This is a genomic window from Massilia sp. S19_KUP03_FR1 (assembly GCF_036688685.1).
GTDB lineage: Bacteria > Pseudomonadota > Gammaproteobacteria > Burkholderiales > Burkholderiaceae_D > JALYUM01.
The window spans coordinates 127,284-146,270 of sequence record NZ_JAQQPS010000009.1 but is presented as its reverse complement, the minus strand read 5'-3'; the positions used below and the strand labels follow the sequence as shown (position 1 = coordinate 146,270).

The 18,987-nt window shown below is 62.8% G+C and carries 22 protein-coding genes; 6 read left to right on the top strand and 16 right to left on the bottom strand.

All coding sequences use genetic code 11. The annotated features are described in order from the left end of the window. Nucleotides 1–64: 64 nt before the first annotated feature. The 5 genes from sppA to V6M87_RS12020 form a co-directional block, all read right to left on the bottom strand. Complete coding sequence (gene sppA / locus V6M87_RS12040; protein ID WP_332876870.1) at nt 65–1,921, bottom strand: signal peptide peptidase SppA; 1,857 nt, start codon at nt 1,919–1,921, stop codon at nt 65–67. Beyond that, nucleotides 1,911–3,395, bottom strand: a complete 1,485-nt coding sequence (locus V6M87_RS12035; protein WP_332876869.1) for a sodium:solute symporter — start codon at nt 3,393–3,395, stop codon at nt 1,911–1,913. The genes sppA and V6M87_RS12035 overlap by 11 nt, the downstream gene beginning before the upstream one ends. 46 nt (nt 3,396–3,441) lie before the next feature. Beyond that, complete coding sequence (locus V6M87_RS12030; protein ID WP_332876868.1) at nt 3,442–3,864, bottom strand: hypothetical protein; 423 nt, start codon at nt 3,862–3,864, stop codon at nt 3,442–3,444. A gap of 86 nt (nt 3,865–3,950) precedes the next feature. Then, nucleotides 3,951–5,912: an NYN domain-containing protein gene (locus V6M87_RS12025; protein WP_332876867.1), complete on the bottom strand. Its 1,962-nt coding sequence runs from the start codon at nt 5,910–5,912 to the stop codon at nt 3,951–3,953. Nucleotides 5,913–6,029: 117 nt separating this feature from the next. After that, a complete protein-coding gene (locus V6M87_RS12020; protein WP_332876866.1) occupies nt 6,030–6,449 on the bottom strand; it encodes a DUF1810 domain-containing protein in 420 nt (139 codons plus the stop codon). Between the two features lie 74 nt (nt 6,450–6,523). Here V6M87_RS12020 and V6M87_RS12015 point away from each other — a divergent pair, with 74 nt between their 5' ends. Beyond that, entirely contained in the window at nt 6,524–6,754 is a 231-nt protein-coding gene (locus V6M87_RS12015; RefSeq protein WP_332876865.1) for a DUF3820 family protein, read from the top strand. A gap of 4 nt (nt 6,755–6,758) precedes the next feature. Here V6M87_RS12015 and V6M87_RS12010 read toward each other — a convergent pair whose 3' ends face one another. After that, nucleotides 6,759–7,121 carry a glyoxalase superfamily protein gene (locus V6M87_RS12010; RefSeq protein ID WP_332876864.1) on the bottom strand — a complete coding sequence of 121 codons (363 nt, stop codon included), beginning with the start codon at nt 7,119–7,121 and terminating at the stop codon, nt 6,759–6,761. Between the two features lie 144 nt (nt 7,122–7,265). Here V6M87_RS12010 and V6M87_RS12005 point away from each other — a divergent pair, with 144 nt between their 5' ends. The 4 genes from V6M87_RS12005 (at nt 7,266) to V6M87_RS11990 (ending at nt 11,242) form a co-directional block, all read left to right on the top strand. After that, nucleotides 7,266–7,967: a pirin family protein gene (locus V6M87_RS12005; protein ID WP_332876863.1), complete on the top strand. Its 702-nt coding sequence runs from the start codon at nt 7,266–7,268 to the stop codon at nt 7,965–7,967. 95 nt (nt 7,968–8,062) lie between these two features. After that, nucleotides 8,063–8,731, top strand: coding sequence for a GTP cyclohydrolase II (gene ribA, locus V6M87_RS12000; RefSeq protein WP_332876862.1), 669 nt, complete (start codon nt 8,063–8,065; stop codon nt 8,729–8,731). Nucleotides 8,732–8,885: 154 nt separating this feature from the next. Beyond that, nucleotides 8,886–10,289 (top strand): S1 family peptidase, encoded by a 1,404-nt coding sequence (locus tag V6M87_RS11995; protein ID WP_332876861.1) that lies wholly within the window; start codon nt 8,886–8,888, stop codon nt 10,287–10,289. Further along, a complete protein-coding gene (locus V6M87_RS11990) occupies nt 10,286–11,242 on the top strand; it encodes an FHA domain-containing protein (protein ID WP_332876860.1) in 957 nt (318 codons plus the stop codon). Before V6M87_RS11995 ends, V6M87_RS11990 begins: the two co-directional genes overlap by 4 nt. Before the next feature lie 48 nt (nt 11,243–11,290). Here the strand turns inward: V6M87_RS11990 and V6M87_RS11985 are convergent, their stop codons facing one another. After that, nucleotides 11,291–11,929, bottom strand: a complete 639-nt coding sequence (locus tag V6M87_RS11985) for a phasin family protein (RefSeq protein WP_332876859.1) — start codon at nt 11,927–11,929, stop codon at nt 11,291–11,293. Nucleotides 11,930–12,169: 240 nt separating this feature from the next. Continuing rightward, a complete protein-coding gene (locus V6M87_RS11980; RefSeq protein WP_332876858.1) occupies nt 12,170–13,087 on the bottom strand; it encodes an ion transporter in 918 nt (305 codons plus the stop codon). A 158-nt stretch (nt 13,088–13,245) separates the two neighbouring features. On the opposite strand from V6M87_RS11980, the gene V6M87_RS11975 reads away from it, so the two are divergent. After that, complete coding sequence (locus tag V6M87_RS11975) at nt 13,246–13,926, top strand: hypothetical protein (RefSeq protein WP_332876857.1); 681 nt, start codon at nt 13,246–13,248, stop codon at nt 13,924–13,926. On the opposite strand, the gene V6M87_RS11970 is transcribed toward V6M87_RS11975, so the two are convergent. The 8 genes from V6M87_RS11970 to V6M87_RS11935 all read right to left on the bottom strand — a co-directional run bounded on the left by V6M87_RS11970 (nt 13,923) and on the right by V6M87_RS11935 (nt 18,985). Then, nucleotides 13,923–14,474, bottom strand: a complete 552-nt coding sequence (locus V6M87_RS11970; protein ID WP_332876856.1) for an NADPH-dependent FMN reductase — start codon at nt 14,472–14,474, stop codon at nt 13,923–13,925. The genes V6M87_RS11975 and V6M87_RS11970 overlap by 4 nt on opposite strands. A 76-nt stretch (nt 14,475–14,550) precedes the next feature. Then, nucleotides 14,551–14,853 carry a hypothetical protein gene (locus tag V6M87_RS11965; protein WP_332876855.1) on the bottom strand — a complete coding sequence of 101 codons (303 nt, stop codon included), beginning with the start codon at nt 14,851–14,853 and terminating at the stop codon, nt 14,551–14,553. Beyond that, a complete protein-coding gene (locus V6M87_RS11960; protein ID WP_332876941.1) occupies nt 14,850–16,007 on the bottom strand; it encodes an MFS transporter in 1,158 nt (385 codons plus the stop codon). The genes V6M87_RS11965 and V6M87_RS11960 overlap by 4 nt, the downstream gene beginning before the upstream one ends. A gap of 143 nt (nt 16,008–16,150) precedes the next feature. Next, nucleotides 16,151–16,681, bottom strand: a complete 531-nt coding sequence (gene ispF, locus V6M87_RS11955) for a 2-C-methyl-D-erythritol 2,4-cyclodiphosphate synthase (RefSeq protein WP_332876854.1) — start codon at nt 16,679–16,681, stop codon at nt 16,151–16,153. A 9-nt stretch (nt 16,682–16,690) separates the two neighbouring features. Further along, complete coding sequence (gene ispD / locus V6M87_RS11950; RefSeq protein ID WP_332876853.1) at nt 16,691–17,395, bottom strand: 2-C-methyl-D-erythritol 4-phosphate cytidylyltransferase; 705 nt, start codon at nt 17,393–17,395, stop codon at nt 16,691–16,693. A 12-nt stretch (nt 17,396–17,407) separates the two neighbouring features. Then, nucleotides 17,408–18,094, bottom strand: coding sequence for a hypothetical protein (locus V6M87_RS11945; protein WP_332876852.1), 687 nt, complete (start codon nt 18,092–18,094; stop codon nt 17,408–17,410). A 2-nt stretch (nt 18,095–18,096) separates the two neighbouring features. Further along, the gene (locus tag V6M87_RS11940; RefSeq protein ID WP_332876851.1) at nt 18,097–18,654 is read right to left on the bottom strand and encodes an NUDIX hydrolase; all 558 of its coding nucleotides are present in this window, start codon (nt 18,652–18,654) and stop codon (nt 18,097–18,099) included. 22 nt (nt 18,655–18,676) lie between these two features. After that, nucleotides 18,677–18,985: a DUF2818 family protein gene (locus tag V6M87_RS11935; protein ID WP_332876850.1), complete on the bottom strand. Its 309-nt coding sequence runs from the start codon at nt 18,983–18,985 to the stop codon at nt 18,677–18,679. Nucleotides 18,986–18,987 lie beyond the last annotated feature (2 nt).

Here is an 18,987-nt window from a genome sequence, read left to right as displayed (position 1 = left end):
CCTGCCAGACCATACGATCAAACCCGCCTGTACATGGCGTTACATACTCGCTACAACTTTGTCATTACGGCAGTTCGCACATGCAATGCGTGACCGCCGCGAACGGTTTTTTGCCATCCGCGATGTTCGACAAAAACGCCATGTCCCTGGCCACGGTGGTGGCCGCGCCGGTTGGCAAACCGTCCAGCACGCCCAGTTTCACCTGGATATTAATGGCGGTGGCAGCCGACACGCCGAACGATTGCAGCAGCCGTTCGAACGGATTGCCCTGGCGCTCGATATAGGTCACGCGGTAGTCCTTGCCAAGCTTGCCGCGCGCAGCGGCCGAGGCCAGTGCATCGGTGTAGCTACCCAGGCGGTCGACCAGGCCGCGTTCCTTGGCCTGGGCGCCGGTCCAGACGCGACCCTGTCCCACGGCGTCGATGGCGGCCACCGGCATCTTGCGCGCAGCCGCGGCCTTGGTGGTGAACTCGCTGTAGACGTGGTTGATGCTGCTCTGGATCAGCTGGCCGAAGCGCGGGTCGAGCGGGCGCAGCGGATTGTAGGCGTCGGCCAGCCAGGTGGTGGTGGTGCCCACCGTGTGGATGCCCAGCTTGTCGGCCACTTTTTCGGCGGTCGGCAAAATGGCGAACACGCCGATCGAACCGGTGACAGTGGACGGGTCGGCGATGACTTCGTCGGATGCCATCGAAATCCAGTAGCCGCCGGACGCTGCCACGCCGCCCATCGACACCACCACCGGTTTGCCGGCGGCGCGCGTCAGTTCCAGCTCGCGCCGGATCAGTTCGGAACCGTAGGCGCTGCCGCCCGGCGAATCGACGCGCAGCACCAGTGCCTTGATCTGCTCGTCTTCGCGTGCGCGGCGGATCAGGTTGGCGGTGGAAACGCCACCGATCGAACCCGGGCCGGCGCTACCATCGCTGATGCTGCCTTCGGCCACGATCACGCCGACTGCGTCACCGAACATTTTTTGCGGGTGGCGCAGCAGGTAATCGTTGAACGAAACCTGGCGGAAGCTTTTGATGGACTGGTCGCGCGCGCCCCGTTTCATCAGCAGGTCGCGCACTTCGTCGCGGGTCTTGATACCGTCGACCAGCTTGGTGTCGAGTGCCACCTGGGCGGCGTTGCCGTTGGCGGCCGCCATGGTTTCAGGCAGCTTCGCGATGCTCTGGTCGATGGTGCCGGCGGGCAGTTTGCGGAACTTTTCCACTTCCGCCGTGTAATTGGCCCACAACGCGTTGTACAGGAAGGCATCGGCTTCGGCGGCGGCAGGCGACGGGCCGTTGTTGATGTACGGCTCGGCAAAACTTTTATAGGTGCCGACCTTGATCAGGTTGACCGTCACGCCCAGCTTGTCGAGCGCATCGCGGTAGTAATTGCGGTGGCGACCGAAACCTTCGAGCATGACCATGCCCATCGGGTGCACGTAGATTTCATTGGCGTGGGTGGCGATCAGGTAATTCTTCTGGTCATAGCTGCCACCCCAGGCGACGACCTTTTTGCCGGCGGCTTTGACACGCTCGAGCGCGGCGCCCATTTCGTGCAGATTGGCCATGCCGGACACACTGAATTCGTCGAGCAGCAAGACCACGGTGCTGATGTTGCTGTCCTTGCTGGCGGCGTCGAGCACGGTCAGCACGTCGCGCAGCTGGATGGTGCGGCGGGTCTCGCCGGCGCCGATGCCGGACATCAATGTTTCCTGCACCGAGGCGCTGCTTTGCTCGACCATCTCGCCTTTCAGCTCGAGCACCAGCGCGGTTTTATCCGACAGCGGTTTCACGCCGCCGCTGAACATGCCGACCAGGATCGCCACGACGATCGCGAGGAAAATGACATTGAAAATGGTGCGCCGGGTCGCGTCGAGCGCCCGCCAGAACATGCCAAAACCACGGCCGATTGCGGAAAAAGGTTTAAAGGACATCAGGACTCCGGGTGGTGGCGTAAGGGAGAGAGATTTTCTGCTTGGAAATTAAAAACAGTCCGGCGAACACAAGAATACCGTTCACCATCAACAGTTCAAGCCCCAGTCGGTAACTTCCCAACAGGTGCGCTTGATTAAACTCAATGATGGCACACAAGATCGGCGCGCCGATAGTCACAAATGGCACCAGCCTGTCGTTCAGGGTGCGGCTGGTCAGCATGCCGAACCCAAACAGGCCCAGCAATGGCCCATAGGTGTAGCTGGCCAGTTTCAGGATCACCACGATCATGCTCGGGCTGTCGGCAAGTTTGAACAGCATCACCAGCACCAGGAACAGCGCGGCGAAGCCCAGGTGCACGCGGCGGCGCAACTTGATTTTGCCTTGTTCGGACAGGTCGGTGCGGCGCTGGATGCCCAGCAAATCGATGCAGAAGGTCGACGTCAGCGCAGTGATGGCACCGTCGGCGCTGGGGAACAGCGCGGAAATCAAGGCGATCAGGAAAATGATCTGCACCGCAGCTGGCAGGTGGCCCATCACGACCGTGGAGAAAATCTTGTCGCCGGTGGCAGTCACGCCGGCCAGCGGCGCGTACAGGTACAGCAAGCCGCCCAGGAACATGAAGGCGGACAGCACGATGACCAGCACCAGCGTCAGGCTGAGCAAATTCTTTTGTGAGTCGCGCAGGGTTTTCACGGAGATCGTTTTCTGCATCATTTCCTGGTCCATGCCGGTCATGGTCATCACGATGAAGATGCCGGCGATGAATTGCTTCCAGAAGAAATTGGGGCTGTCGAAGTCGGTGGTGAAGATGCGCGCCAGGCCTTGCGCCTGCATCTGCGCCAGACTCTCGCCCAGCGACAGGTTCAGTTCGCTCAACAGGAAGCCGATGCAGGCGAACAGGCCGAACAGCATGCAGCTGGTTTGCAGCGTATCGGTCCAGACGATGGTTTTCACGCCGCCCTGGTAGGTGTAGAGCAGGATCATGCCGAGGATGACGACGGTGGTCAGCCAGAACGGCACACCCAGTCTGTCGAGGATGATCGCTTGCAGAATGTTTACGACCAGGTACAGGCGCGCGGTCGAGCCGACCAGGCGCGACAGGATAAAGAAGCCGGCGCCGCTCTGGTAGGCGCGCTTGCCGAGGCGCACTTCGAGGTAAGTGTAGATCGACGTCAGCTGGAGCCGGTAGTACAGCGGCAGCAGAATGTAGGCGACGGCAATGTAGCCGACCACATACCCGAGCAGGATCTGGCCATAGCCAAAGCCGTCGCGTCCGACCGCGCCGGGCACGCTGATGAAGGTGGCGCCGGACAGGGTCGTGCCGACCATGCCGAAGGCGACCAGCATCCAGTTCGAACTTTTATTGCCGATGAAAAAACTGTCGTTGGTGGCGTTGCGGGAGGTGGCCCAGGCGACGCCGAGGAGCAAGGCGAAATAGCCGATGAGGATGCAGAAAAGCAGTACAGGAGACATGAAGTATTCGGGGGTGATGATTCGCCCAGCAATATACACCACCGGCTCACGCCCCCGCCCCCACCACCCTGCGGAATGGCCCGATACAGCTCCCCATCGATTCCTGCAAACACATCAAAAACATATTCCCCGACGGATGGAAGCGCAAATAATTGCGCACCGCCGCCCCGACCTCGACCGTCCCGCCCGAGCAGTCAACCTTGCCATTGTTTTTCACGACCCGGTCGTCAAACACATAAAAGCCCTTGGCATCCGGCTGCGCCGGCACGCGGTATTCACTTTCGGAGACTTCGAGACGGCTGATGACGAGCGAGGTGCCGTCGGCGCGGAAGCGGTAGATTTCAGTGCAGGTGGAATGGGGAACGCGGAGTTGCCAGATACCGAGCAGGGGATGCCCGGCACGCGGCGCCTCGGGCGCCGCGTGGGCAGTACAGACAAGCAGCAAACACGACGCAAGCAAAGCACGCATGGCTTACTCCTGAACCAGTGTTACCAGGTCAGACCCGCGCCAGCCGGAAAGCTTGCGCGGGCGGTTTTACAGCACCAGCGCAGCGATTACGCCTGCCCGGCTTTCGGCTTGGCCGGACGGCGCGGTTTGGCTGCTGGCTTGACTGCCACAGGCGCTTCGACGATTGCAGCTTCGGCTGCAGGCGCCAGGGCAACTGGTTTCGCCACCGGCTTGCGGGCCGCCGCTTTGCGCGCTGGCTTGGCAACGACTGCCACTTCCGACACGGCATCCATGGTGGCTGGCTGGGCGGTCGCAATGTCTTCGGCAGTCGGTGCCGTGGCAGCCACTTCGGCAGCCTTCTGGGCCGCCGTCTTGCGCGGTGCGCGGCGACGTTCGCTGGCGGCTGGCTTGGCGTCAACGACGATCGCTGGCGCCGCCGGGGCCTCTGCCACCGTTACGGCAACCGGCGCTGGGGCCGGTGCAGGTGCAGGTGCAGGTGCAGACACGATCTCTTCAACGTGGCCGGCAGCAGCGGCAGCCGCTTCGAGTGCCTGTTGCTGCTTGTGGAAAGCCAGCTCATCGGAAAATTCCGGATAGGTCTTGCCGTTCTGGTTGCGTGCACCACCACCATTGCGACCACGGCCACGGCCGCGCAGCTCTGGCGGCAGGGCATTTTCGTGCGACTTTGGCTGCGCTTCCGACGGCACGCGTTCGCGGTTCGGCTGCGCGTCGGCCGGCAAGCGGTCACGGTTGCGACCACGGCCACGACCTTCCTGCTTCGCTTGACCCTGTTTCGGCTGGCCATCGGCGGCCGCCTGGCCATTGCGGTTGTTGCGGTTGCGGCCACGCGGTTCTTGCTGCTGCGGCTGCGGCTGCGGCTGGGCTTGATCGGCATCCGCATCCGCATCGGCATCCTGCGCCACAACGGGCTGGCGCTCGCGGTCACGATCACGGCCGCGGTTGCGGCCACGCGGATTTTGCTGCTGCGGCTGCACTTGCGGCGCCTCTTCTTCGTCGGCCTCGTCTTCCGCTTCGGCGGAGGCGACGATGGGCGTGCGGAAGCTGGTGCGGCTGCGTGGACGCTCCTGCTGCGCCGGACGGTTCATGCGCGCCGGCGCGGCGGCCTGCTCGGCTGGCTGCTCGATGGCTTGCTCATTGCCCTGCTCATCAACAGAGTCGACCTGCTCATCCGCGCCGCTATCGACTGCGTCCACGGCGTCCAGCGCGGCGACCGGCGCTGCGTTCTGGCTGCGGTACACATACGCGCCCGATTTTTCATCGCGGCCAAATTCCAGCAAGCCGCGGCTTTGCGCTTCTTCCAGCAATTTGCCGAAGGTCGAAAAGCCGAAATAGCTTTCGTTGAAATCGGGACGGCGGCGTTTCAAGGTGTCCTTCAGCAGCGAGGCCCAGATTTTGCCACTGTCGCCGCGCTCGGCCACCAGTGCATCGAAGGTCTCGACGACCATCTCGACGGCGAGTGCCTTGCGTGTATCGAGCTCTTCCTTGCGGCGGTTCGATTCGTCCGACTGCGGACGCTTTTCGGCGGCCGGACGCACCTTGCGCTCTTCGCGCTTGGCCGCCGTGCGTTTTACTTCACGCACCAGGTCGTCGTAAAAAATGAATTCGTCGCAGTTGGCAACCAGCAGGTCGGAGGTCGATTGCTTCACGCCCACGGCGATTACATGCTTGTTGTTTTCGCGCAGTTTTGACACCAGCGGCGAGAAGTCGGAGTCGCCGGAGATGATAACGAAGGTGTTCACGTGCGATTTCGTGTAGCACAGATCGAGTGCATCGACGACCAGGCGGATGTCGGCAGAGTTCTTGCCGGACTGGCGCACGTGCGGGATTTCGATCAGTTCGAAATTCGATTCGTGCATCGCGGCCTTGAAGCCTTTGTAACGCTCCCAGTCGCAGTACGCTTTCTTGACGACGATGCTGCCCTTGAGCAGCAGGCGCTCGAGGACCGGCTGGATATCGAACTTTTCGTAGTTGGCGTCACGCACGCCGAGTGCGACGTTTTCAAAGTCGCAAAACACCGCCATGCTGATATTGTCGGAGGATGAAGCCATAAATAATGATTTTCTATTGTTGGGTGGGCTGGCGACTGCTTACGCGCCTGGAAATCGACACAAATCGGGTAAGCAATCCTTCAATTATACGCAACAAGATTATTTTGTCGGATTACGCTAGATCTTCGCAAGCGTGGCGCTGTCCGACAGGCCCTCAAAAAAGCTGTCGAGGCAGGCCTGGAACACCGCTTCGTCCGGCGCGACATCGGCAAAAAGCGTCATCGACGAATGGAATTTGAGGTCGTCCGGCGCATGGAAAATCGCGCCGATCGGCAGGTCGGCATGCTTGGCCACCAGGCCCGCGCACTCGCGCAGGCGCGCGCCCAGCACCGGGTGCGCCAGGTAGGCGGCCGCTTCGTCGTCCGACGCAATGGCGTAGCGCTGCGCCATCTCGCTGTGGCCGAGGCCGGCGATTTGCGGGAAAATGAACCACATCCAGTGGCTGCGTTTGCGGCCGTGCCGCAATTCCTCGAGCACCGTTTGATAAACAGGATCCTGCGCGGTCACGAAGCGGTCAAGGTCGAATTCGGTTTGCATGGTTACTCCGTATTTCAGGCTTTCCAATGTCACCATGCTACCTCCCTTCCGCTTTTTGCTAAAGTAGCGCCACGATGAAACCTGAAGACCTTACCCGCCTGCTCACGCTCGATATGCCCTACGGAAAATACAAGGGCCGCAAAATAGCCGACCTGCCCGGCCACTACCTCGGCTGGTTCGCGCGCGAAGGCTTTCCCAAGGGCGAACTGGGCCAGTTGCTGAACCTGATGTACGAGCTCGACCACAACGATTTGCGCAGCCTGCTCGATCCGCTGCGCACCAGTCGGTCGCGCTGGCCGGCCTGAGCGCTCAGTCCTGGTTCTGGCAAAACCGCAGCCGGTTACCGAACGGGTCAGCCACTTCCATCGTCGTGCCCCAGTCCTGCTCGACCAGGCCGGGGCGCGCGTAGCCATATTGTTTGGCAGTCAGTTCCGCCTGCAGTTCGGCAATGCCGGCGATGCGTACGAACAGCGCCGAACCAGGGGTGGCATCGCCGTGATGCCCGCTCAGGTGCAACATCAGCTCGCCGCGCCGGATCTGCATGTACAGCGGCAGCGATGGCTCGAAGCGGTGTTCCCAGTCGATGGTGAACCCCAAAAAGTCGACATAGAATTCACGCGCTTTGGCTTCGTCAAAGATGCGCAGGATCGGTACGGCAGGGGATATTTTCATGATCGATTTTTTCGATGATATGGGCGAAAACAACTCGTTTTAAGATTCCGCTGGGCGCGTCTATACTCCATTTCATTCAAGGGGAAGTATGCAAGCCCCGCTTCGAAATGATTGCATATCACGCACAGAAAATGGAGCTTTATCATGCTGGAAATTCGTAAAAGTGAACATCGCGGCAATGCCAACCATGGCTGGCTGCAATCGAAACATACCTTCTCGTTCGGCAGCTACCACGATCCGGAACATGTCGGCTTCGGCCCGCTGCTGGTGATCAACGAAGACCGCGTGGCGGCAGGCCAGGGTTTCGGCACCCACGGCCACCGCGACATGGAAATCATTTCGTACGTGCTGGACGGCGCGCTGGAACACAAGGACAGCATGGGCACCGGTTCGGTGCTGCACTACGGCGACGTCCAGCGCATGAGCGCGGGCAGCGGCGTCCGGCACAGCGAGTTCAACGGTTCGACCAGCGCGCAGGTGCACTTCCTGCAAATCTGGATCCAGCCGAATGTGACCGGCATCGCGCCGAGCTACGAAGAAAAACGCTTCGCGCCCGAGGACAAGCAAGGCAAGCTGCGCGTGGTGGCGTCAAACGACGGTCGTGACGGTTCGGTGCTGATACACCAGGATGCAGCGATCTACGCCACCATTTTGAATGGCGCCGATAACGTGACGCATGCAATGGCGCCGGGTCGCCTTGGCTACGTGCACGTGATTCGCGGGCGGGTGACCGTGAATGGACAGGCGCTGGGCGGCGGCGACGCCTTGAAGCTGCGCGGTGAAACGGCGATCACGCTCAATGGCGCCGAGGCCGCCGAAGTGCTGGTCTTCGATCTGCCGGCCTGATAAGCGCCTGGTCAGGCGCCGACCTGCCCCGACTGGCACGGGGCAGGTCGAATTCGTTTACACTTGAGCCTAGTAAACATACCGAGAACACCGTCATGCCCGCTACACCAACATCTGTCACCGCCACCAATCCGATCGATCAACTGGTTGACTACGTCACCTCGTGCGCCCTGCCCACGCCGTGGGCGCAGTTCACCTTGCACGCCTTTGTCGAGCACGCGACCGGCAAGGAACACCTGGCGATGGTATTGGGCGACATTGGCGACGGTGAACCAGTACTGGCGCGCGTGCACTCGGAATGCCTGACCGGCGATGTGCTGTTTTCGCAGCGCTGCGATTGCGGCGCGCAGCTCGAAGGCGCCTTGAAACGCATCGCCACCGAAGGCCGCGGCGTGCTGCTCTACCTGCGCCAGGAAGGGCGCGGCATTGGCCTGGTCAATAAAATGCGCGCCTACCGTTTGCAGGAAGCCGGCGCCGACACCGTCGAAGCCAATTTGCAGCTGGGCTTCCACGCCGACGCGCGCAACTATGAACTGTGCAAACCGATGCTGGCGCAGTTCGGCGTCGACCAGTTGCGCCTGATGACCAACAACCCGCGCAAGATCGACGCCATGACGCGCCTGGGCATCAGCGTCACCGAACGGGTGCCGCTGCTGGTCAACCGGAATGCCTTCAATACCGACTACCTCGATACCAAGCAGGCCAAGCTGGGCCACTTGATGACCCCGCCTGCCCTGGTTGTGGCCGAAGACGGCGAGTTGTAACGATCAAACAAAAGTAAAAACCTACTTTTGTTTGGAACTGCTCGTGCTAAAAATGCCTGGCGAAGTCAGATCATTTTTAGAGGTAAGCGCGGCAAAACCGACGCTTGCATCCGAGTAGTGGCAAGATAGAGCGATCCACCTTTTGATCGTTTGCATGCAACGCTTACTGTCCGCCCTCTTCCTGTTTTGCCTGAGCACCAGCGCGTGGGCCGCCGCGGCACAAACCACGGCGCCTGCACGCGCCACCCCGCCGATGGTCACGCCACCCAGCGCGCCGCCCGCCACCACACCCGCCGCACCCGGCCCCGGCGAAACCGATGAGCAGGCCGCGCTGCCCCCACCCTCGTCCACCGCCCAGAAACTGTACGCATCGGCCAAGGGCGACCTGCTGCAGATCCGCATGCTGCTCAAAAACGGGCGCAGCCAGTCGAGCGTCGGCTCCGGCTTCCTGATCGGCACCGGCAACCTGGTGCTGACCAATTATCACGTGGTGTCGCAGATGGCGCTCGACCCGGCCATCTACGCGGGCGAATACATCGATACCGACGGCAAGACCGGCCCCATCACGCTGCTGGCGGTGGACGTGTTGCACGACCTGGCCGTGGTGCGGGTCGACCGCAACGGCACCGGCTTTTTCAAGTTGCCCGACAAGCCGACCAAACTCACGCAAGGCCAGTATCTCTACTCGCTGGGCAATCCGCTCGACCTCGGCTTCGCGATTTCGGAAGGCGCCTACAACGGCATCATCACGCGCAGTTTTTATGAGCAGTTGATGTTCACCGGCCCCATCAACTCCGGCATGAGCGGCGGCCCCAGCGTGACGATGGGCGGCATGGTGGCCGGCGTGAACGTGTCGAAACGGCGCGATGGCGAACTGGTCAGCTTCCTGATGCCGATCAAGTTCGGCCAGGAATTGCTGCGCCGGGTAGCGGCGCAGACCACGGTGCCGGCAGACTTCAATCCCTTGATCGCGCAGCAATTGCTGGCGCACCAGCGCGGCATGGTCGAGCGCCTGCTGGACAAGCCCTTGTCGCTCAAGAATATGGGGCCCTACCAGGTCCCGGTGCGCGACTCCGACCAGGTGCGATGCTGGGGCCGCTCGAACGTGAAGGCGGAGGTCAGCTTCATGATCGACGCCATCAGTTGCGCGATGGAGTCGGCCATTTACGTGTCGGACAACCAGCAGAGCGGCCATGTTTCGATGTCGCACCAATACCTGCGCGCGCCTGCGATGCCGCCACTAAGCTTCGCCACGCTGGCCAGCGGCATGTTCCGGGTCGACCGGATGGGCGGGCGGCGCGATGTGCGCCTGACCCGCCCCACCTGCACCGAGCAGTTCGTCCACACCGCCAGCCTGCCGGTACGCGCCGTGACCTGCGTGCGGGCCTTCCGCAAATTTCCCGGTCTCTACAATTTTACTTTGCTCACCGCCAGCACCGACGACGCGCACGCCAGCCTGCAAAGCCGCATCGATGTGTCCGGCGTGTCGTATGAAAACGGCGTGCGCGTGACGCGCGCGTTTCTGGCCTCGCTGGGCCGGCGAAGGGGGCCAAAATGAACGGCCCGTGGTTCATCGAAACGCTGGCCAGGAATGGCGACGTGCTGCATCGCCATCAACTGAACAGCTTGCCGATCCGGATCGGGCGCGCCTACGACAACGATTTTATTCTCGACGACGATTACGCCGCACCGCGCCATGCCCTGGTCGACCTCGACAGCCACAACAAACTGGTGCTGCACGACCTGGGCTCGAAAAATGGCGTCGTGAAAAACGGCAAGCGCCTGCCCAGCCTGGCGTTGAGCGGCGACACCGTGGTGCGCATCGGCCACACCAGCCTGCGCGTGCGCGCGGCTGACTTTCCGGTCTCGGCCGAACTGCTGGACCGCACCATGCACGGCTGGGAAGGCGCACTGCCCGGCATGGCTGGCATGCTGCTGGCGGCCATCGTCGCGCTGGTGGTCACCTGGCTGTTCGATACGCGCGCCTTCCAGCCGACCTTGTACCTGCAGGCGCTCGCAGCGGGCGTGGGCGGCGCGGTCGCCTGGGGCGGCGCGTGGGCGTTTGCCAACCGCCTGTTCGGGCGCCATGCGCGGCTGGGCCGCCACATCTTCATCATCGGCAGCGGCGCCGCCGCACTGGGGGTCTGGGAGGCGGCCTCGAATGTGCTCGCCTATGCCTTCGCGCTGGAAGCCCTGACCCGCTACGGTTCGCACGGCTTGATTGCCCTCGCCGCCGGCATCGTTTATTTTCACCTCGCCACCGTGAAACCGCAGCTGCGCGTGCGCTTCCGCTGGTTGTGCGTGCTGTTTGCGGTAGTGGCGTCCGGCCTGACGCTGATCGCCAACGTGCAGCGCAGCGGGCGCATGGCCGACGAGCTGTACATGGGCGTGGTGCTGCCGCCATCGATGCGCGCCAGCCCGGACCACGCGGTCGATGCCTACATCGACCAACTCGACGCAATGAAGGACAAGATCGATCAGGAACGCGGGCGCGACGACGACAAGCAGTAAAAAAGAGGCCGCTGACGCGGCCCCTGTTTGGCTAGCAATTATCGTGTATCAGGAAGGACGGCTTGGGCTGCTCGGGCGTGCTGCAGGCTGCGGTGACGCGGCGGTGTTCTGGCGGGCCGAATCGCTGGCGCTGGCCTGGCTGGAACCCGACGACCCGCTTTGCAGCGTGGCGCTGCCGGCGCTGCTGGCATTGCCGCGTGAGCCCATCTGGTTGTCCTGGCCACGGCTGCCACTGGTGCTGAATGGATCGGAAAACTGACGCATGGTTTCTTCCTGCTTGCGCATGCCACGTTCGGTTTCTTCGGAAGCGGCCCGGGCCACCTCGTCGGCCAGCGCACGTGCGGTCTGTGCGGTTTTTTGCACATGATCTTCGGTGACGCGGGTAATGTCTACCTGGGCATCTGCGGCCAGACGCGAAATATGCTGCTGATACGCGCGCAGCTTGTCGGTGGCAGGCTGGGCGCGCGAAGCGGCAGCGGCGATGGCGTCGGTCTGGCGTTCGGACGTGAGCATTTGCTGGCCAGCGTGCGAGGTTTCTTCGAGCATGGTCTGGGCCAACTGGATGTTCAGTTCACAAACTTGCTGGAATGAACGGAACAGCGACTTCGACACGTCGTTCATGAACGACGTCTGGGCTTCCAGGTGGTTGCGAACTGCAGGTGTGACAGCTTGGGAAAATGGATACATGGGCGTGCCTCGAAAAGTAGTCATGCATTTTGAATGGGTTCAATGCCCGGCCATCACAGAGGTGGCGCCACCGCCGCCTGGCCATTGCATCGCTGGAGGACCGGACACCTGCCACGCCGCCGGGGCTGGCCGGGCGTCCGGAACGAAGTAGTAGGCTAGAGCAGCACAACATAGTGAGTTTGATTTGCATCAAACGTGTACCCTTGCTATTCCTCAAACGATAATTGTGAACAAAATCAATTACTTAAATTCAACGCCGCAATCCTTGCAGAATTTCGCATCGGCATGATGGCCGGTGCTGGTGCAGGCCGGACAAGTGCGATCGCCCGCTTCCGCGGCGCGCAAGCGGCGCGCGAAATGCTGCGAAGTCATCTCGGCCGTCACGATTCCGGTCGGGACCGCCAGGATGCCCCAGCCCAGCAGCATCATGAAGGACGCCAGCATCTTGCCCAGGTTGGTACCCGGCGTGATGTCGCCGTAGCCGACGGTGGTCATCGTCACTACCGCCCAGTACATGGCCATCGGAATGCTGGTGTAGCCGTGCTCAGGTCCCTCGACGACATACATGGCGGTGCCCAGGATCAGCACCGCCATCAGCACCACCGACAAGAACACCAGGATCTTGCGGCCGCTGGCCTTGAGCGCTTCGCCCAGGCGCGTGTATTCCTCGATGTACAGGGCCAATTTGAAAATGCGGAACACGCGCAGCAGGCGCAGGATGCGGATATTCAGGAAGCCGGCGGCGCCGGGCACGAACAGCGACAAATACGTCGGCAGCACGGACAGCAGGTCGATGACGCCGAAAAAACCGGTGGCATAGCGCGCCGGCCGCGCCACGCAAATCAGGCGCGCCAGGTATTCCAGCGTGAACAGCACGGTGAACGCCCACTCGAGCACATGGGTGGTGGCTTCGTACTGGCCGCGGATGGACGGCACACTGTCGATAATGACCACGATGATGCTCATGACGATCAGGATCACCAGCAGGATATCGAAGCGGCGCCCGGCCGGCGTGTCGGCTTCGAACACGATGCGGTAAATGTGGCGGCGCAGTCCCGGCGGCGGCTCGCCGTAGGACGACGGCGCGCGCGGCGTGTAGGGGTGGGCTTCCGCCGTGCTGGCAGATGGCAGGGATCCCTGCGATGGGCGTTTTTGCATGGCGTGGAATGTAGCACAGCACGCTCACTGTTGGGGCGGGCCATGGACGGAAATGCACCGGTAGCGCCCATCCGGCGCCAATGCGGCATTGCGCCGGGGTGGCGCGGAATTTGCATGGTGGAAGGCTTGATCTACAAGCAGTGAAGCGAGGCCCTCTGATGCTGATTCGAAATGATGTTCTGCTGTACGCGGGACCGTCGTCGCGCGCCGTGCGCATCCTGTGGATCGATCCGGGCCAGACCATGACGTTCACGTTCGCGCTCGGCGTGGCCGGCGCGTGGCCGACACTCACCCCGCTGCGCCTGCTGGAGGCCGATGTCCAGAACCGGCGCGCGCGTCTGCTGCTGCTCGACCCGTACGCGGCCAAAGCGCCCACAGCGGCGCCCACGCTGGCGCAACTGGCCGCACGCCAGCGCGCCAGCGGCGTCATCGCGTCGCTGATGTCCAGCAGCACGGCCGTGTTCAATGCACAGGAACGGCGCCGGCTGGTGGCTGACGTGGCCGCTGCCAACGGCCTGTCGGGCGCGACGGTGCACCGTTATTTGCGGCGTTATTGGGAAGGTGGCCAGAGCGCCGATGCGCTATGGCCGGAAGATATTGCGGCGACTGGAACCAGGCGACCGCCAAGCCGCCGCAGCGCGCAGGCCGAACCGGATGTGCGCAGCACGTTTCGGATGGCAGTGACGCGCTATGCATCGACCCACGACGCCTTTTCACGACGCGCGGCCTACCGCCAGATGCTGGAGGATTTCTACCCGGAGCGCACCATCGATGCCCTGCCGACCTTCGGGCAATTCAACTACTGGATCGACAAGGACGCGGTGCTGCAGAGTGTTTAATCGGCGATGCGCTCGACCCAGCTGGCAAAGGTGTCGATGAACTGTTGCAGAAAGGCGCGGGTGTCGTCGTTGGTCAGGGTGTCGCCGTCGTACAGTTTGGCCACACCGCCGATGTACACCTCGGGTTGCGCCAGGCACGGCATGTTCAGGAACACCAGCGACTGGCGCAAGTGGTGATTCGCGCCGAACCCACCGCTGGCGCCGGGCGAGACGCTGATCACGGCGCACGGCAAGCCATTCCAGGCGCTGGCGCCGTACGGACGCGAGCCGACATCGAGGGCGTTTTTCAGTGCTCCCGGCACCGAGCGGTTGTACTCCGGCGTGGCAAACAGGACGCCATCGAATTCCTTGATCTTGTTGCGGAACTCGACGTAGTTAGCCGGTGGATTGTCGTCTTCGTCCTGGTTGTAGAGCGACAGCTGGCCGATCTCGACAAATTCCAGTTCCAGTGTTGGCGGCGCCAGCAGCATCAGGGTCTTGCAGACTTTGCGGTTGAACGATTCCTTGCGCAAGCTACCCACGATCACTGCGATTTTTCTTGTTGCCATGTCGGTTCCTTGGATGTTGTTCGAGTTCCAAGTGTAACCAGTTTATGCGGCTGCGGCCCGCACGCGACGGCATGGCTCAGATGCGGCCGCGCCGGAACGCGAGCAGGAAGCGCTTCGCCGCGGCCGCGCTGAGCACCTGCACCGGGTCGCCGTGCCAGGCATACAGGAAATGCGGCCCGCCGAGGCGGTCGGTCAGCTTCGCGTTCAGCAAAAACCGGGTGCCGGGCGGGTAGCTGTCACGCAGCAGGCGAGCGCACTGCACGGCCAGCGTGGGCGCGAACGCCTGCCCTGCCATCGGACGGATCCTGACCATCCCGCTGCGTGGATCGACAAACGATTCGACCGCCACTTCACGATAGGCCCAGGTGTCACGCGTCATGCCGGCACCGCCTGCGCCAGATGCGCTTCCCGGATCGGCAGGTTGATCAGCGCCGCGGCAAGCGCCAGCACGATGTCGGCGTACCACATCCAGTTGTAGTCGCCAAAGTGGACGATCGCCAGGCCGCCCAGCCAGGCACCGAAGAAGCCGCCGATCTGGTGCGACAGCAAGGTCAGGCCGAACAGCGTCGACAGGTAGCGCATGCCGAACAGTTTGCCAACCAGACCGGCCGTCGGCGGGACCGTCGCCAGCCAGGTCAGGCCGAGCGCGGCGGCAAAAATATAAAAGGTCAGCGCGGTTTTTGGCGCCAGCAAATACAGGCCGATGATCACGGCGCGGCTGGCGTACATCACGGTCAAAATCGATTTCATGCGGTAGCGCGTGCCGAGCGCGCCGGCCGACAGACTGCCCACGATATTGAACAGTCCGATCAGGCCCAGCGCCGTGCCGGATACGGCCGGCGCCAGGTTGCACAGGGCCACCTCGCCCGGCAAATGGGTGACCAGGAAGGCGATATGAAAGCCGCAGGTAAAAAAGCCGGCGTGCAGGCACAGGTAGCTGCGATTGCGCAGGGCCGCCTTGACCTGCGCGCCCATGCCCGCTTCGGGGGCCGCGTTGGCCACTGGCGGCGCCGGTTTCGGCGCACTGCCGCGCAGTTGCCAGGCCAGCGGGATGGTCAGCAAGGTGGTGGCCGCCAGGGTCAGCATCGCCACGATCCAGCCCGAGCTGGCGATCATGAACTGCATCAGCGGCGCGAACACGAACTGGCCGAACGAGCCGCCGGCATTGACGAAGCCGGCGGCGAAGGGACGGCGCGCGGCCGGCAGGCGCTGCGCGGTGGCGCCGATCAGGATCGAGAAGCTGCCCGCCCCCGCGCCTGCAGCCGACAGGATGCCCATGGTCGCGATCAGGCCCCACTGGGTCGAGACGAAAGGCGTCAGCGCCAGGCCGCCGGCCAGCAGCAGCGCGCCCAGCACGATCACGCGGCCGGCGCCGTACTTGTCGGCCACCGCGCCGAACACCGGCTGCGCGGCGCCCCAGGTGAACTGGCCGATTGCCAGCGCAAAGCTGATCGAGGCAATGCCCAGGCCGGTCGACGTATTGATCGGCGACATGAACAGGCCCGTGGTCAGGCGCGCGCCCATCGTGATCATCAGGATTGCGGCCGCCGCCAGGATCAGCAGCCAAGGCCCGCGCGCAGGCGCCGACCCATCGCACGATTGCGCGCTGACGTCGTTTTTATGCACGGTGTGCGTGCCGGTCTGCTCTGGAAGCAAGACTGGGCGCAACCGCGACACTACACATGGGACCCCGCCTTCGCGGGGGTCAGAATCAACATTGCCACCGACTCCGCCGCCATCCCCTCTTCCCGGCCCAGGTAGCCCAGTTTCTCGTTGGTTTTGGCCTTGATGTTCACCTGCTGCGGCGACACGCCCAGGTCTTCGGCGATGCGCGAAACCATGTGCGGAATGTGCGGCGCCATTTTCGGCTGCTGCGCGATGATGGTCGCATCGATATTGCCGATGGTGTAGCCGGTCGCCACGACCCGGTGCGCCACTTCGCGCAGCAAGGTGCGCGAGTCAGCGCCGGCGAACATGGGGTCGGTGTCGGGGAAATGCTTGCCGATGTCGCCCAGCGCCGCAGCACCGAGCAGCGAATCGATGATTGCGTGCAGCAGCACGTCCGCGTCCGAGTGGCCGAGCAGGCCCAGGCGATGCGGAATGGTCACGCCGCCGACGATCAGTTTGCGGCCCTCGACCAGGGCGTGGCAGTCATAGCCCATGCCGATGCGAAAGGGAGGAGCCGGGTTGTACGATGCAAGTGCCATGATGATATTTTAGATTCCGTGAAAAGGGTTGGCAAGATAAAGCTCGGCGATGCGCACATCGTCCGGCCGTGTCACTTTCAGATTGCAGGGATGGCCTTCGACCAGCAGTGGCGCCAGGCCCAGCGCTTCGACCGCGCTGGCGTCGTCGGTGATGGTGGCGGGATCGGTCACTGCGCCCAGCGCATTTTTCAGCAACTGATAGCGAAACATTTGCGGCGTCTGCGCCAGCCACAGCCCATCGCGCGCGATGGTGTCGACCTGCCCCGCCACCTCGCGCTTGACGGTGTCGACGACAGGCAAGGCGAGCAGGCTGCCCACCGCATGCGCGCCGGTGCGGGTGATCAGCCGTTCGATCAGCGCCGCCGTGAGGCCGGGCCGGGCCGCGTCGTGCACGAGGATCCAGTCATCTGCGCCGACGCTACCATGCAGTTGCGCGAGACCATTTCTCACTGACTCCATGCGGCTGCTGCCACCGCAACGCAGCACCGTCACACGCTCTTGCGCGGGCACGACCGTATCGATCAGCGGGTCGTCGGCGCTGACCACAATATACGTGTGGGCAATCAGCTTGCTGGCGACGAAGGCATCGACCGTATGGCGCAGCATCGGTTTGTCGCCCAGCGTCAGATACTGCTTCGGCCCGTTGGCCGCCATCCGCGCACCAACGCCGGCGGCGGGAATCAGGGCGATGTAACGATGAGATTGTGCATGCATGATAGACCGTTCTCAGGCACGCTTTTTACGCGCCGGACCAATAAGTGACTGTACCTCACCGCGGCAAACTTTGCCGAGACGCGCATATTCTTGCGGCGAGTCGATGCCCTGCTGCACCAGTTCAACCTGCGCCATTTCCGCTTTGATGTACGGCATCCACTGGGTATCGATTTCGCGTTGCAGCAGCCTGCGCGCCTGCCCGCCTGGCGCATACAACGGCGTGTTGCCAAAACGCTTGGCCAACGCGGCGCGCACCTTCGCTTCCACTTTCGGCAGATGCTCCTGATAGGCTTTGAGGTGGCGCAGTTCGTGCGCGAGAACTTCGCGGTAGGTACAGGAGTCAACCGGAATTTCGCTGCCGATGTAGATGATGATGGGCAGGTAATGGACGTCGACGTCGATGCGCGGCGCCACGCATTCATAGCCGCTGACTTTATCGACCAGCATCGGGCCGCCGACCGCAATCGAGACGCGCGACTCGGTGCGCGTCAGGCCCAGCACGGCGCTGCCGCGGCTACCCGCTTTCATTTGCGACAGGGTGCGCCAGGAACGGGTGGTATCGATGCGGTAGCCGTTTTGCTGGGACGACAACACCGAGACCGTCTTGCTGATCGTGTCTTCGCAGCGCACCTGGAACGGCGTGCGCGCCTGCGCGCTCGCGCACGCCAGCAGCAAGGCCAACGCCAGCCATGGTTTCATGCTTAGGCGGGCTTCCAGTCGCCGGCCAGGATTTTCTCGAGCCAGAAGGTACCGATGACGGTTTTCACATCGGTGATGGCGCCGCTTTTCACTTGCGCCAGCAGCTCGGGCACGGTGGCAGTGTAGGTGTCGAGGAATTCGCCGGCGTCGAGTTGCGCAGGACCGGCCGTCAAGTCGCGCGCCAGGTAGATGTCGAGGTGCTCGTCGGAATACGCGATCGCATTGTGGATCGTGCACAGGAAATGCCAGTCGGTGGCCGTGTAGCCGGTCTCCTCCTGCAGTTCGCGTTTGGCGCAGGCCAGGTGGTCTTCGCCGGCGTCGATCTTGCCGGCTGGGTATTCGATGAACACCCGGTCGAGCGGATAGCGGAACTGGCGTTCGAGCAGCACGGTGCCGTCCTCGAACAGCGGCAGGATGACCACCGCGCCCGGATGGCGGATGTACTCGCGGTTAGTCAGCTTGCCATCCGGCAGACTGACGCGGTCGCGCGTGACCTTGAGAAAGCCACCTTCGTAAACGGTCTCGCCGTCAATGCGCGTTTCTTTGAGGTGAGAGTCCATGAAAGTCCAAGGTTAAGGTTGACTACGGGCGTTGCTTGCGCAGATAGCGCACGACGAAACCCGGGAACGCCAGCACCAGAAACAGGCAGCCGGTGATGGCGTAAAACTCCCAGGTTTGCATGAAGACATTGCCGATGCGCGCCTCGAGCCCGTACGCGATGGCGCCAACGATGAAGTATAGAACGATCAGCTCGACGAAGCGCAGCGGAAACGGCTTGCGCCGCCCGCCCCGGTACGGCACGACGCCGAAGATGGCATCGTTGACAAACGGCAGGTTGGCAAAGGCCAGTGCGACGGCGATCACCAACCAGCTTGCGATGGAAACATCCACCC

Excerpts from the sequence above, each read along its gene's own strand:
- ispF (WP_332876854.1), bottom strand. The coding sequence starts at position 16,681 with ATGGCACTTGCATCGTACAACCCGGCTCCTCCCTTTCGCATCGGCATG.
- V6M87_RS11995 (WP_332876861.1), top strand. The coding sequence starts at position 8,886 with ATGCAACGCTTACTGTCCGCCCTCTTCCTGTTTTGCCTGAGCACCAGC.
- V6M87_RS12005 (WP_332876863.1), top strand. The coding sequence starts at position 7,266 with ATGCTGGAAATTCGTAAAAGTGAACATCGCGGCAATGCCAACCATGGC.
- V6M87_RS11945 (WP_332876852.1), bottom strand. The coding sequence starts at position 18,094 with ATGAAACCATGGCTGGCGTTGGCCTTGCTGCTGGCGTGCGCGAGCGCG.
- ribA (WP_332876862.1), top strand. The coding sequence starts at position 8,063 with ATGCCCGCTACACCAACATCTGTCACCGCCACCAATCCGATCGATCAA.
- V6M87_RS11990 (WP_332876860.1), top strand. The coding sequence starts at position 10,286 with ATGAACGGCCCGTGGTTCATCGAAACGCTGGCCAGGAATGGCGACGTG.
- V6M87_RS12025 (WP_332876867.1), bottom strand. The coding sequence starts at position 5,912 with ATGGCTTCATCCTCCGACAATATCAGCATGGCGGTGTTTTGCGACTTT.
- V6M87_RS11975 (WP_332876857.1), top strand. The coding sequence starts at position 13,246 with ATGCTGATTCGAAATGATGTTCTGCTGTACGCGGGACCGTCGTCGCGC.
- V6M87_RS12015 (WP_332876865.1), top strand. The coding sequence starts at position 6,524 with ATGAAACCTGAAGACCTTACCCGCCTGCTCACGCTCGATATGCCCTAC.
- V6M87_RS12030 (WP_332876868.1), bottom strand. The coding sequence starts at position 3,864 with ATGCGTGCTTTGCTTGCGTCGTGTTTGCTGCTTGTCTGTACTGCCCAC.
- V6M87_RS12035 (WP_332876869.1), bottom strand. The coding sequence starts at position 3,395 with ATGTCTCCTGTACTGCTTTTCTGCATCCTCATCGGCTATTTCGCCTTG.
- V6M87_RS11970 (WP_332876856.1), bottom strand. The coding sequence starts at position 14,474 with ATGGCAACAAGAAAAATCGCAGTGATCGTGGGTAGCTTGCGCAAGGAA.
- V6M87_RS11985 (WP_332876859.1), bottom strand. The coding sequence starts at position 11,929 with ATGTATCCATTTTCCCAAGCTGTCACACCTGCAGTTCGCAACCACCTG.
- sppA (WP_332876870.1), bottom strand. The coding sequence starts at position 1,921 with ATGTCCTTTAAACCTTTTTCCGCAATCGGCCGTGGTTTTGGCATGTTC.
- ispD (WP_332876853.1), bottom strand. The coding sequence starts at position 17,395 with ATGCATGCACAATCTCATCGTTACATCGCCCTGATTCCCGCCGCCGGC.
- V6M87_RS11940 (WP_332876851.1), bottom strand. The coding sequence starts at position 18,654 with ATGGACTCTCACCTCAAAGAAACGCGCATTGACGGCGAGACCGTTTAC.
- V6M87_RS11960 (WP_332876941.1), bottom strand. The coding sequence starts at position 16,007 with ATGATCACGATGGGCGCGCGCCTGACCACGGGCCTGTTCATGTCGCCG.
- V6M87_RS12020 (WP_332876866.1), bottom strand. The coding sequence starts at position 6,449 with ATGCAAACCGAATTCGACCTTGACCGCTTCGTGACCGCGCAGGATCCT.
- V6M87_RS12010 (WP_332876864.1), bottom strand. The coding sequence starts at position 7,121 with ATGAAAATATCCCCTGCCGTACCGATCCTGCGCATCTTTGACGAAGCC.
- V6M87_RS11980 (WP_332876858.1), bottom strand. The coding sequence starts at position 13,087 with ATGCAAAAACGCCCATCGCAGGGATCCCTGCCATCTGCCAGCACGGCG.
- V6M87_RS11965 (WP_332876855.1), bottom strand. The coding sequence starts at position 14,853 with ATGACGCGTGACACCTGGGCCTATCGTGAAGTGGCGGTCGAATCGTTT.